Here is a 14,799-nt window from a genome sequence, read left to right as displayed (position 1 = left end):
TTTCTGAGTCTGGTGAATGGCCAAGGCAGGAAGACCTACCTTGACCATCAATATTATAAAGGTTGGAAACCTGAATCTACTGATTCGGTCTCTAAGCCAACCAGGGAGTAGTGTTTAGGTAAAAACCAAGAAATGGTATTCATTGCTTGTTTGTACTCTTTTTCGTTCGAAAAGTTTTTTGGAGTAATGTTGAATACTAAATCTTGTGTGACCGTTTCTTCATCGGTGTAATTCCTGGCGATCAACATGACCATCGGATTTTTCACTCCTGAATATTGTAGGAATTCACGGATCTGACGACGCGCATAGTCTGGTAGGATCTCTTGGGATGGTTGCCCAACCAAGATCTCTTCATCGCTTCCGATCACGAAATCTTCATTGTTCAAAGAAAAATGGTGCTCGTCTGTATAGAATTCATTGCGCAATGCATAGTTCAATAGATCTCCATAGCTGAACATCCAGTCCGGATTTTCCTTTCGGGTATTCAATGCGACTCCAAAACCATTCTGCAGTAAGTTTCCTAATTTATTCTTAATGACATAGGCTTGGAAGTTTTCTCCAGGTTCTACGGAACGCAGGTTGAAATAAGGGAACCCCTCCGTACTCATGATGATTTCTGGTTCGGATACCGCTAGGTTTGCCTCAGCAATATTATCGATAAACTCTGCTACCCAATCATTGTTCCTTTTTTCTAAGGGGATTGTTAGCAGGTTGTTAATGACTAGTGTTTTTTCAAGATCTCCTAAATTCCCGGATCCCGCATTAGCATCAAAAAAATGTATGTTACTCATAAGTCCTTTGAAAATACGGCTAAAAGTAAGGATTATTGTCTTAATGTAAAGTGTTTTATTCAAAAATGATGGGATTTAAAGGACAATTAGGGTAAGATAAACTGGTTTATTTTCTTATTTTTGTTAAAAAAGGAACCACTTTAATGTCAGATTTAAATACGACACGATCAGTGCACTATAATACGTCAAAAATAAGCTACGAGGAATTCCGCCAGGTACTCATAGAAGATTATAAACTAGCCACGCAAAGCCGATTTGTCAGTCTATTGGGAAGAAAGGAAGTGCTTACAGGCAAAGCTAAATTTGGAATTTTCGGAGATGGTAAGGAATTGGCTCAGATTGCCCTGTCCAAGGTTTTTAAACCCGGAGATTGGCGATCAGGCTATTATAGGGACCAAACTTTAGCTTTCGCCCTAGGGATCAGCAGTATCTATAATTTCTTTTCGCAATTGTATGCTAATCCTGATATAGAGGCGGAACCTTCTTCTGCTGGAAGACAAATGGTGGCCCATTTTGCTACGCCCTTATTAAACGAGGATGGCGATTGGATCGACCAAACAAAGCAGGTAAACTGTTTTTCAGATATTTCCACCACCGGTGGACAGATGTCAAGGATCCTTGGTTTAGGATTGGCATCGAAACTGTATAAAAATAATCCTAATCTATCCCATAAAGAGAAGTTCAGCAATGATGGTGAAGAGGTGGTTTTCTGTACCATTGGAAATGCCGCGACCTCTGAAGGTGTGTTCTGGGAGACAGTAAATGCTGCCGGTGTGAAGCAATTGCCTGTGGTGATTTCAATCTGGGATGATGGATATGGAATTTCGGTTCCTAATGATATACAAACCACCAAAGGTGATATCTCTTCCTTGTTAAGAGGCTTTCAGGAGGATGAAGCTGGATCAGGTTTTGAAATTTTCCGGGTAAAAGGATGGGATTATGCCGGCCTTTGCGAAGTATATGAGAAAGCTGCTGATTTCGCAAGAAATAACAGTAAACCTTGCCTGGTGCATGTGGTCGAAATGACCCAACCTCAAGGGCACTCTACCTCTGGTTCGCATGAACGCTATAAAACCCATGAGCGATTGGAATGGGAAACCGAATTTGATTGCAATAGGAAGATGCGGGATTGGTTGATTGATTCTGGAATGGCTACCGAGGAGGAATTGGCTGCCATTGACTCGGAAGCAAAGGATTTCGTCAGGAAAGAACAGAAAAGGGCCTGGGCTGACTACAGAAAAACGCTTCAGGTTGATCTGCAGGAAGCGATTGCGAAATTGGAAGGGATCAACCATCATGCTGCTGAAATACCTTTAAAAACCTTGTTGTCAACGACTGAGCCTTCTCTAAAAGAGGTTTATGTAAATGTTAGGCGGGTGATCAGGGAGCTTCGTGGAATTGAGGTTTTAGGGAAGGATGAACTGATTTCTTGGTTCCGTGAGAAACAGAAAGTTAATCATGATCGATTCAACGACAAACTTTTCGTTGATACAAAATATTCTCCATTATTGGTGGAAACTGTTCCTGCTGAATATGATCAGGATTCTCCAATTGTGGATGGTCGCGAAGTACTGAACGCTTGCTTCAAAGCAAACTTTGATAAAGATGCCAGATTATTGGCTTTCGGAGAAGATGTGGGTAAGATCGGAGATGTGAATCAAGGATTCGCTGGCCTGCAAGAAGAGTTTGGTAGCCAAAGGATTTTCGATACTGGTATTCGCGAATCCGCGATTATTGGGAAGGGGATAGGCCTGGCTGTTCGCGGTTTCAGACCGATTGCTGAGATCCAATATTTGGATTATCTGATTTACGCTATGCCAGTCCTGAGTGACGACTTAGCTAGTTTGAGTTATAGAACAAAAGGAAGGCAAAGAGCTCCATTGATCGTAAGGACCAGAGGTCATCGTTTGGAAGGGATTTGGCATTCAGGGTCGCCTATGTCAGTACTTTTGGGAGGTTTGAGAGGAATGCATATCTGTGTGCCAAGAAACATGACCCAAGCCGCTGGAATGTATAATACCCTTTTAAGATCGGATGAACCTGCAGTCGTGGTTGAATGTCTGAATGGCTATCGATTGAAAGAGAAAATGCCACTCAATATCAGTGAATTTACAGTGCCAATTGGTAAAGCAGAAAAGATAAGGGAAGGTTCTGATATCACAGTGGTTTCTTATGGTTCAACGCTTAGAATTGTTCAAGAGGCTGCTCTTGAATTAGATAAATTGGGAGTTTCCATTGAAATTATTGATGCCCAATGTTTACAACCATTCGATAGAGATCAGATTTCTGTTGAATCCTTGAAGAAGACAAATAGATTGTTGGTTGTAGATGAGGATTTCCCAGGAGGGGCTTCTTCTTATATCACACATGAAATATTGGAAAAACAAGGCGGTTATTACCATTTAGATGGTCAGCCAAAAACCTTGACCGCAAAAGCTCATCGTCCGCCTTATGGCTCCGATGGTGACTACTTTACTAAACCGGCTGTTGATGATGTAGTAGAAACGGCTTATCAAATGATGTCTGATAGTAATCCAACAACATTTCCTCCTATCTACTAGGAGGAAATGTTCCTGAATATTAAATGCCGTTTGAGAATAATGATGCCGCTCCAATAATTGCAGCGTGCTCTTGATATTGACCAATCTGTACGTCAAATCCTTCCAGAACTGACTTGTCTGGAAATATTCTGTCCCAAGCTTTGACGATGTTCCCGCCGATTACAAATGATTTACATTCATACTTCTGGCTAAAGAACTCCATAAAGCGTAATAAGTTCTCTTGGTATTCTGATAGGAGCTGAGTTACCTCTTTTGAATCACCATGTTTTTCAAGAATTTCTCTCAATCCGCTTTCCTTAAATCCCGACAGCTCTTCAAATCGTTTAACAAACCATCTGGTCACGAGATATTCTTCAAAGATGGATTCCTTATAGACCGTGTCCCAGAGATCTGCATCAAAAGCTTTCTCTCCTTGACTCCAGACCGCACTTCCTAAACCGGTCCCCAAAGTAATCCCTAATATCCTATCTTTATGGTCTAAACCGCATCCGAACACCTCTCCTTGTAAGAAGGCAGCAGCATCATTGATGTACAGGATTTTGAAATCATCTTTTCCTAGACCTTCTAAGATAGGTTCCGTAACTTTGATGTTGTAAATACTATCGTATTTTGACTGACCTTTCATTAAAGCGACTCCCTTTTCATAATCGAAGGGTCCAGGAGCTGCAATTCCAATGTTAACTACTTTTAAATCAGTCTTTTCTAGGCAAGATTTCATGTTGGAAGTCCAGTCAAGAAAAATCGATTTAGCATTTTCCAAAGAATTTACGTGCGAACGGGTGATGGTTTCGTCAAGAATTCTCCAAGAATCCTTCTCAACGATTGCTGAAGTGATATGTGTCCCGCCAATATCACATGAAAGAATATAATTGCTATTCTGCATTCTTTAAATAGGCCTTATATTTTAATAAATGGTCCGCTATTACGAGGGCAGCCATGGCTTCCACGATAATAACTGCGCGAGGTACCACACAAGGGTCATGGCGTCCCTTTCCTGATATGGTCGTTTCGTTTCCTTCTTCATTTATTGTGTTTTGATCACGCATGATTGTAGCAACAGGTTTAAATGCAGTACGGAAAGTAATGTCCATTCCATTGGAAATGCCTCCTTGGATACCTCCTGAAAAATTGGTAATTGTTTTAACTTGATTATCTTCTTTTACAAAGATGTCGTTGTGTTCTGAACCTAACATTTTCGAACCTTCAAATCCAGAACCATACTCAAAACCATGAACAGCATTGATGCTCATCATTGCCTTGGCTAGGTCTGCATGAAGTTTATCGAAAACAGGCTCTCCGAGTCCAACAGGAACACTTCTGATGACAGTTGAAATAACTCCTCCAACAGTATCTCCGTTTTTACGGACTTGGTTGATGAATTCTTCCATTTCGGAAGCACTTGCAGGATCCGCACATCTTACGATGTTGCTTTCTCTGGTTTCTAATAACCCATTTAGATCATTAAGATCTAAATTAGGTGCTTGGATATTCCCAACGGCTGAGACATGGGCAAATATTTCAATTCCGTATTGTTTCAAGAATAATTTTGCAATTGCTCCTGCTGCCACACGAGCTGCAGTTTCTCTTGCTGAAGACCTACCACCACCACGGTAATCGCGGATGCCATATTTCATTTGATAAGTGAAATCTGCGTGGGAAGGTCTGAATTTATCTTGAATGTGAGAATAGTCCTTTGAGCGTTGGTCTTCATTTGGAATTACGATGGCAATGGGCGTGCCTGTAGATTTTCCTTCAAAAGTACCGGATAGAATTTGTGCAGTATCGCTTTCTTTTCTTTGGGTTGTAATCTTAGATTGGCCAGGGCGGCGTTTGTCCAATTCTGATTGAATGAATTCTTCGTCAATTTCAACCAGCGCTGGGCATCCATCCACTATCACCCCAATTGCCTTTCCATGTGATTCCCCGAAAGTGCTTATCTTAAATAAATCTCCAAAAGTATTTCCTGCCATAATTCGATAATGCCCGTAAATATATAAAAATAGATATGAAAATTGCTTAGCTTATAATAATATTATTTTTCAGCGATTTGGAAGCCATGCTCTTCTAGATGCTGCCAAAACATAGGATATGATTTTTCTACCACATTAGGTTCTTCAATTATAACTTGTTTGAAAACTATCGCCAATGGAGCAAATGCCATAGCCATTCTGTGGTCTTCATAAGTTGCAATCGTTAGATTCCCTGGATCCTGAACTTCAGCTGTCTTCAGGTGATAAGTTTCACCATCAGCGATCAACTTCGCTCCGAACTTGCCAATTTCTGTTTGCAAGGCCAAAATACGGTCCGTTTCCTTGATTTTTAAGGTTTCCAATCCTGTAAATGACACGTCTTTTTTCAAAGCAGAAGCAATAACGACAACAGTTTGTGCTAAATCAGGACATTCTTTAAAGTCGAATAAGGTTTTATCAGACTTGGTATTTACTTTTTTCAGATGCAAACCATCTGCTTTAAAGCTTGATTCCACTCCAAAATGTGTCATGATCTCTACGATTTCAATATCACCTTGAAGGCTATGTTCCTTTAATCCTGGCAATACAATTTCACCGTTTTTGGAAAGCGCGACAATTGAATACCAATACGATGCAGCACTCCAATCGGGTTCAACATAAAGAACAGACTCAGAAAAATCCTGCTTAGCAATTTGGATTTTATTTTCTTCGAAATTATATTCAATTCCACATTCCTTGAGCATTTCCAAGGTCATAGTGACATAAGGACGAGAGGTTAATTCTCCTTTGATATCAATAGTCAATCCTTTCTTTAAAGAAGAAGCAATCAACAATAATGAAGAAATGTACTGACTACTGATGTTCCCTTGAATTGAGATTTGTTCTTTTCCTTGGATCATTCCGCCTTCAATTTTTAAAGGAGGGTAACCAGACTTATTTTCATAATGGATATCAGCACCAAGGTCCTTCAAGGCATCAACCAAAATCCCAATAGGCCTTTGTTGCATACGCTCTGTACCAGTCAGGATAAAGTTTCCTTTGATCAGGTTCAAGTAGGAAGTCAAGAACCTCATTGCTGTACCAGCAGGACCAATGTCGATTGTGTTGATTCCCGGATTAGGATTTGAAGCTTGGTTTAGAGCAGCATTTAAAGTTACGGTATCAGTTGCCTCGGATAGATTTTCAACTCGTACTGCACCTTTGCTCAATGCTCTGATGATAAGAGCACGGTTGCTCTCTGATTTTGAACCAGTAAGTTGAACCGTGCCTTTAATTTCTTGCGAAGGGTGGGTTAAAATTAAGCTTTTCGCCGACATTCTTAAGCCTCCGCAACTGGTTTAGTGTTCATAACCTCGTTTTGCTTACGAATCGATTCGTTATGCAACAACTCTAAATATTTTGAAGTAAACTCTTCGCTTAGGCTAAGTGCCTTTGCCAATTGGATACGTTTCTGAACGATTTCATCCCAACGGTTGATCTGTAGGATCGTTACATTATTATCTCTTTTGAATTCACCGATTTTCTCAGCAATCTTCATACGGTCAGCGATCTGTTTGATGATCTGATCATCCAACTTGTCGATTTGACCACGCAATTCAGCTAATTTATCCTCGAATGCAGGATTGTCAGATTCAGGCTTACGAACAGCTACATTATCCAATAGTTCAGACAGAGCTGCTGGAGTTACTTGTTGTTTGGCATCAGTCCAAGCTACCGAAGGATCGATATGTGACTCGATGATCAAACCTTGCATATCCATGTCCATAGCTTTCTGAGTAACGTAAGGGATTAATTCACGGTTACCACAGATGTGGCTAGGGTCATTGATGATAGGTAATTCAGGCGCAATAGCTTTCAATTGGATAGCAATATCCCACATTGGTTCATTACGGAAAGCAGTTTTCTCGAATGAAGAGAATCCACGGTGGATAGCAGCTAATTTTTTGATCCCAGCTCTATTAACACGTTCCAAAGCACCAATCCATAGAGAAAGGTCAGGATTCACTGGGTTTTTAATCAATACAGGAACATCCACACCTTGCAATGCATCTGCAATTTCTTGAACTGTAAAAGGATTCGCCGTAGAACGAGCACCAATCCACAAAATATCAATTCCAGCGGCCAATGCTTCCTCAACATGTTTTGCAGTAGCAACCTCTGTTGCGGTCAACAAGCCAGTTTCTTCTTTAGCTCTCTTCATCCATTCCAAACCGATGCTGCCAATTCCTTCGAATTCCCCTGGTCTAGTACGTGGTTTCCAGATACCTGCACGTAAAACATTCACTTTTCCAGTGTTGGCTAATAAATGTGCTGTTGATACCACTTGCTCTTCAGTTTCAGCACTACATGGTCCGGCAATGATTAAAGGTTTATCCCCTGTATCCAACCAGGATTTCAAAGGAAGAATGTCTAATGAATGTTTCATTGTATTTTAGTTTGATTATTTACTTGATAAATTATTTTTTGATTTAGATCTTTTCGTTTTTCAGGTATTCACCCATAATGCTGAAGTTTACGGTGTGTTTCAGTACTTTACGGATGGCAGCATCATAGTCTGCTTGTTTTTTCCATTCCACATCAACATAGAAATCATATTCATTTCTTCTGCCAACAACAGGCATGGATTGTATTTTACTCAAATTGACATTTTGCTCAGCAAAACATTGCAATACCATCGCTAAAGCACCGATAGCATGTGAGGTCTGGAAGGACAGAGAAGCCTTATTTGCATTTTTCTGCTCTTGCAATTCATTCGAAAGAATCAGGAAACGGGTAGAATTCTTTTTGTGGGTCTCAATTCTCTTTTCCAAGATTTCCAAACCATACAGTTTCGCTGCGGCCTCACTGGCGATAGCTGCAGTATGGGTCAATTTCTCATCCAAGATCTTCTTTGCACAGGCTGCCGTATCCATACCTTCTTTGATCGTCCATTCTGGATGGTCACTTAAGAACTCGTCACACTGTCTGATAGCGATAGGGTGGGACTCTACAAATTGAATATCCGAAAGCTTAACCCCTGGCAAAGCCAATAGATGTTGTTGAATGTTTAAATGAACCTCACCAATGATATGGAAGCGGTAATCCCTTAAAAGATTGTAATTAGGAAGGATACTTCCTGCAATTGAATTCTCAATCGCCATCACCACATAGTCTGCTTTACCTTGCTTCAGCAGGTCACAAGTTTTCTTGAATGAAGTGCATTCAAGGGTCTCAATGTCCTTGCCGAAATATTTATAGGCAGCTTCCTCATGAAATGAAGCTTTAACTCCTTGGATGGCAATCTTTATTTTCTCACTCATTATCTTTTGTTATGCTTTGCTTTATGTCAAAAAAAAGGTCCCAAACTTTTCAGCTGGGACCCCTTAATATTTTCTCAATACCATATACTAGTCCCAGCTCTTATCTTTAAAATAAAAGAACCAAAAGTTGGTATATGTATATTGTTTGTTCATTTCCCGTTTATTTGTTGTCAAATATAGAAGTTCTTTATTTAAGTGCAAAATATTTTTTAAAAAATATTGTTTTAACGCTTTAAAAATCATTTAAAAACACACAAAAAAAACATAAAATAATCATCAAAAAAACGTGTAAAAAATGATTAAAAATGATAGGTAAAATAAAGTGATAATTTTGTAAATATGCCTTAAGATTTATTTAAGGCTATTATTTCAATTAAATATCAAAAAATTTTATCAAAAAAACAATAAAAAAATAGCTTAAAAAAATTAAAAAATTAGGTGCTTTTTTTATTCAAATTTTTAATAAAAAATATATCATTTATCTCCTGATTTTTAACAATAAGCTGTCGAATTTTCTATTATTTATTGTTGCTTAGTCTTTTTCACGCTCTGTTTGCAATGGAGAAAAGGATATATTTGTACGATTTCGAAGAATAATATCAAATGCATTTTATACTCATTTCAGTTCTCTGTTCTGTAACTGTTGCCATCATTATCAAATTGGCTAGGCAACGTGGAGTGAACTACTTGCAACTTCTGGTCTGGAATTACCCTATTGCACTTTTCCTTACCTACCTAGTCCTGAAACCCCAAATTGTTCCTTGGACTTCCAACCTCCCTTGGAGCATCTATCTCCCATTAGGATTCTTGCTTCCATTTATTTTTATATGTCTTGCACTTTCTATCCGGTATGGAGGAATTGTAAAAACAGAGGTCGCACAGCGCTTATCTCTATTTATTCCCTTGATTGCTGCATACTTTTGGATGAATGAACAATTTGCAGCCAATAAATTTATTGGGATTGCCGTAGGATTGCTTGCTATCGTATTTTCAATCGGATGGAACAAGAATGATCAAGTTCAGGCCAAGCAAATTTGGATCTATCCCTTATTGGTATTCTTCGGAATGGGAATCATCGATATACTTTTCAAACAGATAGCCCTAAATAGCCAGATTACTTACATGTCATCCCTTTGGATCGTATTTACGCTGGCACTTGGTTTTGCCTTGCTTTTCCTATGTTACCTACTGTTGGTCAAAAAACAAAGATTTGACACCAAAGCACTCCTTTACGGAGCTGTTTTAGGCGTTTTCAATTTTGGAAATATTGTTTTTTACATGAAAGCCCATAAAGCATTGCCCGACAGTCCATCCCTCGTTTTTACGGGTATGAATATTGGGGTCATCGCAGTTGGGGCAATGGCAGGAGTACTACTATTTAAGGAGAAACTTAGTGTTTACAATAAAATTGGGCTATTTTTGGCCATTATTTCAGTTTTATTAATTGCATTGCTGTGAGTTTATTTGAAGATACATACCAAACCATCGAACAACCATCCGAGGGAATTTTTAGGGACAAAGGAAGCAAGTTCATTGCTTACGCCTATCCATTCAAAGATGAATCTAAGCTAAAAGATATTATTGCTGAACTGAAATCCATGCATCCTAAAGCAAGGCATCATTGTTACGCTTATAGGCTCAGCCCAGATCGCGCTGTATTCAGGGTAAATGATGACGGCGAGCCTTCAGGAACAGCTGGAAGACCTATATTGAACGTGCTACTTTCTATGGATGTCACCAATGTATTGGTGGTAGTAGTCCGCTATTTTGGCGGAACCCTCTTAGGAGTGCCCGGCTTGATCAATGCCTATAAAACTGCTACCCAAGAAGCCCTCGCTGAGGCTGATATAGTGGAGAAGACCGTAAATGATGTCTATGAATTAAAATTCGATTATTTGCAGATGAATGATGTGATGCGGATAGTGAAGGAAACAGATCTGATCGTGTTGAGTCAAGATTTTGATACGAATTGTAAAATTACCTTCGAAATCCGTAAATTACAGGTAAATGAAGTGATCGGGAGAATGGAGAAGATTGAGGGGGTGGAGATCAATTACTTGCGAACCATATGATTAACGATTCTGAACTAATTATTAATTCCGATGGAAGTATTTACCATTTGAATTTATTGCCATCTGATATTGCTGATACCGTAATTTTCGTCGGAGATCCTGACCGTGTACCTGAGGTGTCCAAATACTTCGATGATATAGAAATTAAAAAAGGAAGACGAGAATTTATTACCCATACTGGTTCTGTTAAAGGGAAAAGAATAACCGTTATTTCTACAGGGATCGGAACGGATAACATTGATATCGTATTGAATGAATTAGATGCCTTGGTGAATGTAGATTTCCAGACCAAAACCCTCAAACCAGAAATCAAATCCCTTGATATTATCCGAATTGGTACCTCTGGGTCCATCCAGGGAAATATCTCCATGGGTACAGTCTTAGCGTCCGAATTTGCTATAGGATTCGATACCCTGATGCAATACTATAGAAAACCTTATACCGAGCCCGAAGTCCAACTTCAGGATGCTGTAGTGAAACATTTCGACAGCCTTACTTTCAAACCCTATGTAGGCAGGGCGTCCCAAAAGTTATTGGATAAGTTTGCATTCGACCTGCCAAAAGGAATTACCATGACCGCTCCAGGATTTTATGGCCCACAAGGAAGGAATGTGAGGTCGAATAATATCTATCCAGACCTCATCAAGAATGCCAATAGCTTTGAAATTTCCGGAAGGAACATAACTAACCTTGAAATGGAAACAGCAGGAATTTATGCCCTCAGTAATATGTTTGGGCACCACGCCATCTCCATTAATGCTATCCTAGCTAGCCGTGTAAGTGAATCCTTTAGTAAAAATCCACAGGAGATCGTTGATAAAGCTATAAGATTGGTGATAGAAAGACTATAATTACCCAGTCCCCTTCCTCGTCGAGTCAAATTTCAATAGGATAAACAACAAAATAGTAAACGACCATAATGAAGAACCCCCATAACTAATAAATGGCAATGGGATACCAATTACCGGAACGATTCCGATGGTCATACCAATGTTGATAAAGAAGTGGAAGAATAGGATAGAAGCTACCCCATATGCATAGATTCTAGCAAATGCCGTCCTTTGTCTTTCGGCAATATTTACCAGCCGCACCAACAGGGCAACATAGATTGAAATTAATATCACTGAACCCACAAACCCCCATTCTTCACCAACCGTACAAAAGATAAAGTCGGTACTTTGTTCTGGAACGAAGTTGTATTTTGTTTGGGTACCTTGCAGGTATCCTTTTCCAAAAAGCTGACCTGAACCGATGGCAATCATTGATTGGTTCAGGTTATAACCCTGACCTTTGGGGTCATCCATTTTGCCTAAGATAATATCGATCCGATTTCTTTGGTGCGGTTGTAGGATTTGCTCGTATGCAAAGTCCACGCAAAGAACATACACGCTGGAGACCACAAACAGGATCGCCATATTGATCAGGTTCTTCCGCTTCTTGCGCATCATAAAGGCAAAGAATCCACAGACCAAGGCCAATATTCCGATCAAGAGCCATTGGTTGACCAATAAAGCCAAGACGAATAAGAATATCGCCAAGCCTCCAATTATCAATAATCCAGTGCTCACGTATCCTTCTCTATAGAAAACAAAAATTAAAGCAAAGAAGGCTAGGGCAGAACCCGTATCAGGTTGCAACATAACCAAAGCGACAGGAAACAGAACAATACAAGCCCCTATGAATAAAGTCTTCATATTGGGGTTTTTATTCGTCTGGTTGCTTAGGTAATAGGCCAACAATAAACAGGTAGCTAGCTTCCCAAACTCCGAAGGCTGTAACCTAAAACTTCCTAGAGGAATCCAGGCTTGGTTACCACCGACATTCCTTCCTACCACCAATACTGCCACCAATAATAGGATGACCACTATATAGATTATGGGAGCGGAGGATATAAAAAACCGGGAATCAATGATCAAGATACAGATACCTATGATGAGTGCAGTAAAGATATAAATGGATTGCTTCCCGTAGTTGGTTGCCAAATTGAACAAACCGGGGTTCTCTGCGTCATACACAGCGGCATGGATATTAAACCAACCAATCAAGCACAGCGCCAACCACAAACCAATGGTCAACCAATCAATTCTACCGAAAAAGCTTTTCTTATGTAGGTTATTCATGGTTTCTCCTCACTTGGCTATGGTGAACTAATATTGCAGACTCCGTTTTTTTCTTCGGATCCACTGCTGCCGTACGTACCGTTTGTGGCTTATTACTGTTCTTTGTACTATCCTTTTTGATGTTTTCCTCTTTCTTCACTTTTGGCTTAGGCAATAGATTTCCATTATAGATCCTGTCCTGAATGTATTTAGGTAAGGAAATCGTGTCTTTCAAATATTTTTCAACCATCATACTTGCAATTGGAGCAGCCCATGTACCACCATAACCTGCATTCTCGACGAATACAGCAATGGCAATTTTAGGATTATCTCTTGGTGCAAAAGCAAAGAAAACGGCGTGGTTCTCTCCGTGCGGATTCTGAACAGTACCTGTTTTTCCACACATCTCGATGCCGGCAATTTTTGAAGCAGCACCTGTACCGCCTTGGTTCACCGCTTGGCTCATCCCTTCGATCACAGGTTCATAATGTCTGGCATCAACACCAGCAAAGATCTTCTCTGTAAACTCTTCTTTAACAATCTGCTTTTCTCCAATCCCTTTGATTAAGTGTGGACGGTAATAAAAGCCTCTATTTGCCACAATGGCCATGATGTTTGCCATCTGCAAAGGAGTGATCCCTAATTCACCTTGACCAATGGAAAGTGATATATTGAAACTTGATCGCCAATTTCCGCTTCCGTACCTTTTGGTATAAAAGTCTGAAGTAGGTACTAAACCCGGTTTCTCACCAGGTAGATCGATGCCTAATTTATGTCCCAGCCCAAATTTCCCCAAAGCCTCTTTCCATAAATCATAGGCTTTAGGTCCACTCATTCCTCTTGAATCGATCATTTTGGCATATACATAACCGTAGTAAGTGTTACAGGACATCTTGATGGACTTTATCAATCCTGTAGCTCCATCCACGTGGGTACAACGCATTATGGCGCGTCCACCACCATAACGATAACCACCTGGGCAATAAAATACGGTCTGATCGTTGATTACTCCAGCTTGCTGAGCCGTTAAAGCAGAAACCACTTTAAAAACGGATCCTGGTGGATATGAAGCTTGGATAGGTCGAATAAACATGGGTTTGGTTTCATCATTCAACAATTTCATGTAATTGTTCCCTAATTCCCGCCCAACCATCATATTTGGGTTATAAGATGGACTACTTACAAAACTCAATATCTCGCCCGTAGAAGGTTCAATCGCTACTACAGAACCTAACTTGTTTTTCATCAGCTTTTCAGCCAATACTTGCAAGTCCTTGTCCAGCGAAGATACCAAGCCATCACCAGTTACAGCAAGAGTGTCATATTTCCCATCCATAAAACTCCCTTGAGGCCGGTTCAAGGCATCAACCATTTGGTTTTCAACCCCGCGTTTACCCCTCAAAAGTTCCTCATAGGCACGTTCAACACCAGATGCACCAATATAGTCCCCAGGCCTATAAAACCCGTTTGATTTTTCGATATCTCTTTCGTTAACCTCCTGGATATAGCCCAAAAACTGGGCAGCGATACTATCGGGATAACTACGGACCGTACGGTTCAAGGGATAGAAGCCCCTGAATTTATATAAATGCTCTTGGAATTTGGCATAAACTGTCGATGATACCTGTTTCATAAATTGCGAGGCACGATATGGCGAATGTGCTTTCGCCTTTCTCATCCGCACATTGAAATCTATCGTATCAATTCCTAATAGGTCACATAACAAGAGGGTGTCAAGGTCTTTGACTTCCCTTGGGGTAACCATAATATCATAAACAGGTTCATTCTGCACCAAGACCTTACCGTTTCTATCCAAAATGACACCGCGGGCTGGATAGATGATCTTTTTCCGCATAACGTTGTTGTTGGCTGATAGAAGGTATTTGTCGTCAATGACTTGTATATAGAAGAGTCTTGCTACAATAACCAGTGCAATAGCAATAAAGATTCCTTGAATAACGAACTTACGGTTGAAATAACTATTGTTCATGAGAATAAGACCGTAAT

The 14,799-nt window shown here is 40.0% G+C and carries 12 protein-coding genes; 4 read left to right on the top strand and 8 right to left on the bottom strand.

Annotation, left to right across the window (positions count from 1 at the left end; all coding sequences use genetic code 11):
• Positions 1–53 precede the first annotated feature (53 nt).
• The gene (locus tag CKW03_RS14690; protein ID WP_093098247.1) at positions 54–791 is read right to left on the bottom strand and encodes a hypothetical protein; all 738 of its coding nucleotides are present in this window, start codon (positions 789–791) and stop codon (positions 54–56) included.
• A 143-nt stretch (positions 792–934) separates the two neighbouring features.
• On the opposite strand from CKW03_RS14690, the gene CKW03_RS14685 reads away from it, so the two are divergent.
• Positions 935–3,352 carry an alpha-ketoacid dehydrogenase subunit alpha/beta gene (locus tag CKW03_RS14685; protein WP_093098245.1) on the top strand — a complete coding sequence of 806 codons (2,418 nt, stop codon included), beginning with the start codon at positions 935–937 and terminating at the stop codon, positions 3,350–3,352.
• A gap of 19 nt (positions 3,353–3,371) precedes the next feature.
• Here CKW03_RS14685 and CKW03_RS14680 read toward each other — a convergent pair whose 3' ends face one another.
• The 5 genes from CKW03_RS14680 to CKW03_RS14660 form a co-directional block, all read right to left on the bottom strand.
• A complete protein-coding gene (locus CKW03_RS14680) occupies positions 3,372–4,235 on the bottom strand; it encodes an ROK family protein (RefSeq protein WP_093098243.1) in 864 nt (287 codons plus the stop codon).
• Positions 4,225–5,322: a chorismate synthase gene (aroC, locus tag CKW03_RS14675; RefSeq protein ID WP_093098241.1), complete on the bottom strand. Its 1,098-nt coding sequence runs from the start codon at positions 5,320–5,322 to the stop codon at positions 4,225–4,227. The genes CKW03_RS14680 and aroC overlap by 11 nt, the downstream gene beginning before the upstream one ends.
• 62 nt (positions 5,323–5,384) lie before the next feature.
• Positions 5,385–6,638 carry a 3-phosphoshikimate 1-carboxyvinyltransferase gene (gene aroA, locus CKW03_RS14670; RefSeq protein ID WP_093098239.1) on the bottom strand — a complete coding sequence of 418 codons (1,254 nt, stop codon included), beginning with the start codon at positions 6,636–6,638 and terminating at the stop codon, positions 5,385–5,387.
• A 2-nt stretch (positions 6,639–6,640) separates the two neighbouring features.
• A complete protein-coding gene (locus CKW03_RS14665) occupies positions 6,641–7,747 on the bottom strand; it encodes a chorismate mutase (RefSeq protein ID WP_093098237.1) in 1,107 nt (368 codons plus the stop codon).
• A 43-nt stretch (positions 7,748–7,790) separates the two neighbouring features.
• Positions 7,791–8,621, bottom strand: coding sequence for a prephenate dehydratase (locus CKW03_RS14660; RefSeq protein ID WP_093098235.1), 831 nt, complete (start codon positions 8,619–8,621; stop codon positions 7,791–7,793).
• Positions 8,622–9,224: 603 nt separating this feature from the next.
• On the opposite strand from CKW03_RS14660, the gene CKW03_RS14655 reads away from it, so the two are divergent.
• From CKW03_RS14655 to CKW03_RS14645, 3 genes are read left to right on the top strand one after another with little or no spacing between them, the layout of a single operon-like run.
• Entirely contained in the window at positions 9,225–10,079 is an 855-nt protein-coding gene (locus CKW03_RS14655) for an EamA family transporter (protein ID WP_093098233.1), read from the top strand.
• Entirely contained in the window at positions 10,076–10,693 is a 618-nt protein-coding gene (locus CKW03_RS14650) for an IMPACT family protein (RefSeq protein WP_093098231.1), read from the top strand. Before CKW03_RS14655 ends, CKW03_RS14650 begins: the two co-directional genes overlap by 4 nt.
• Complete coding sequence (locus CKW03_RS14645; protein ID WP_093098229.1) at positions 10,690–11,544, top strand: nucleoside phosphorylase; 855 nt, start codon at positions 10,690–10,692, stop codon at positions 11,542–11,544. The genes CKW03_RS14650 and CKW03_RS14645 overlap by 4 nt, the downstream gene beginning before the upstream one ends.
• Here the strand turns inward: CKW03_RS14645 and rodA are convergent, their stop codons facing one another.
• Entirely contained in the window at positions 11,545–12,813 is a 1,269-nt protein-coding gene (rodA, locus tag CKW03_RS14640; RefSeq protein WP_093098227.1) for a rod shape-determining protein RodA, read from the bottom strand.
• On the bottom strand, positions 12,806–14,782 hold the full coding sequence (gene mrdA, locus CKW03_RS14635) for a penicillin-binding protein 2 (protein WP_093098225.1): 1,977 nt from the start codon (positions 14,780–14,782) through the stop codon (positions 12,806–12,808). The genes rodA and mrdA overlap by 8 nt, the downstream gene beginning before the upstream one ends.
• Positions 14,783–14,799 lie beyond the last annotated feature (17 nt).

Source organism: Sphingobacterium mizutaii, assembly GCF_900187125.1.
Classification (GTDB): Bacteria; Bacteroidota; Bacteroidia; order Sphingobacteriales; family Sphingobacteriaceae; genus Sphingobacterium; species Sphingobacterium mizutaii.
The sequence above is the reverse complement of the archived record's forward strand: the minus strand, read 5'-3'. Positions and strand labels throughout refer to the sequence as shown.

Coding starts and splice junctions, on each gene's coding strand:
- CKW03_RS14690 (WP_093098247.1), bottom strand. CDS start 791: ATGAGTAACATACATTTTTTTGATGCTAATGCGGGATCCGGGAATTTA.
- CKW03_RS14685 (WP_093098245.1), top strand. CDS start 935: ATGTCAGATTTAAATACGACACGATCAGTGCACTATAATACGTCAAAA.
- CKW03_RS14680 (WP_093098243.1), bottom strand. CDS start 4,235: ATGCAGAATAGCAATTATATTCTTTCATGTGATATTGGCGGGACACAT.
- aroC (WP_093098241.1), bottom strand. CDS start 5,322: ATGGCAGGAAATACTTTTGGAGATTTATTTAAGATAAGCACTTTCGGG.
- aroA (WP_093098239.1), bottom strand. CDS start 6,638: ATGTCGGCGAAAAGCTTAATTTTAACCCACCCTTCGCAAGAAATTAAA.
- CKW03_RS14665 (WP_093098237.1), bottom strand. CDS start 7,747: ATGAAACATTCATTAGACATTCTTCCTTTGAAATCCTGGTTGGATACA.
- CKW03_RS14660 (WP_093098235.1), bottom strand. CDS start 8,621: ATGAGTGAGAAAATAAAGATTGCCATCCAAGGAGTTAAAGCTTCATTT.
- CKW03_RS14655 (WP_093098233.1), top strand. CDS start 9,225: ATGCATTTTATACTCATTTCAGTTCTCTGTTCTGTAACTGTTGCCATC.
- CKW03_RS14645 (WP_093098229.1), top strand. CDS start 10,690: ATGATTAACGATTCTGAACTAATTATTAATTCCGATGGAAGTATTTAC.
- rodA (WP_093098227.1), bottom strand. CDS start 12,813: ATGAATAACCTACATAAGAAAAGCTTTTTCGGTAGAATTGATTGGTTG.
- mrdA (WP_093098225.1), bottom strand. CDS start 14,782: ATGAACAATAGTTATTTCAACCGTAAGTTCGTTATTCAAGGAATCTTT.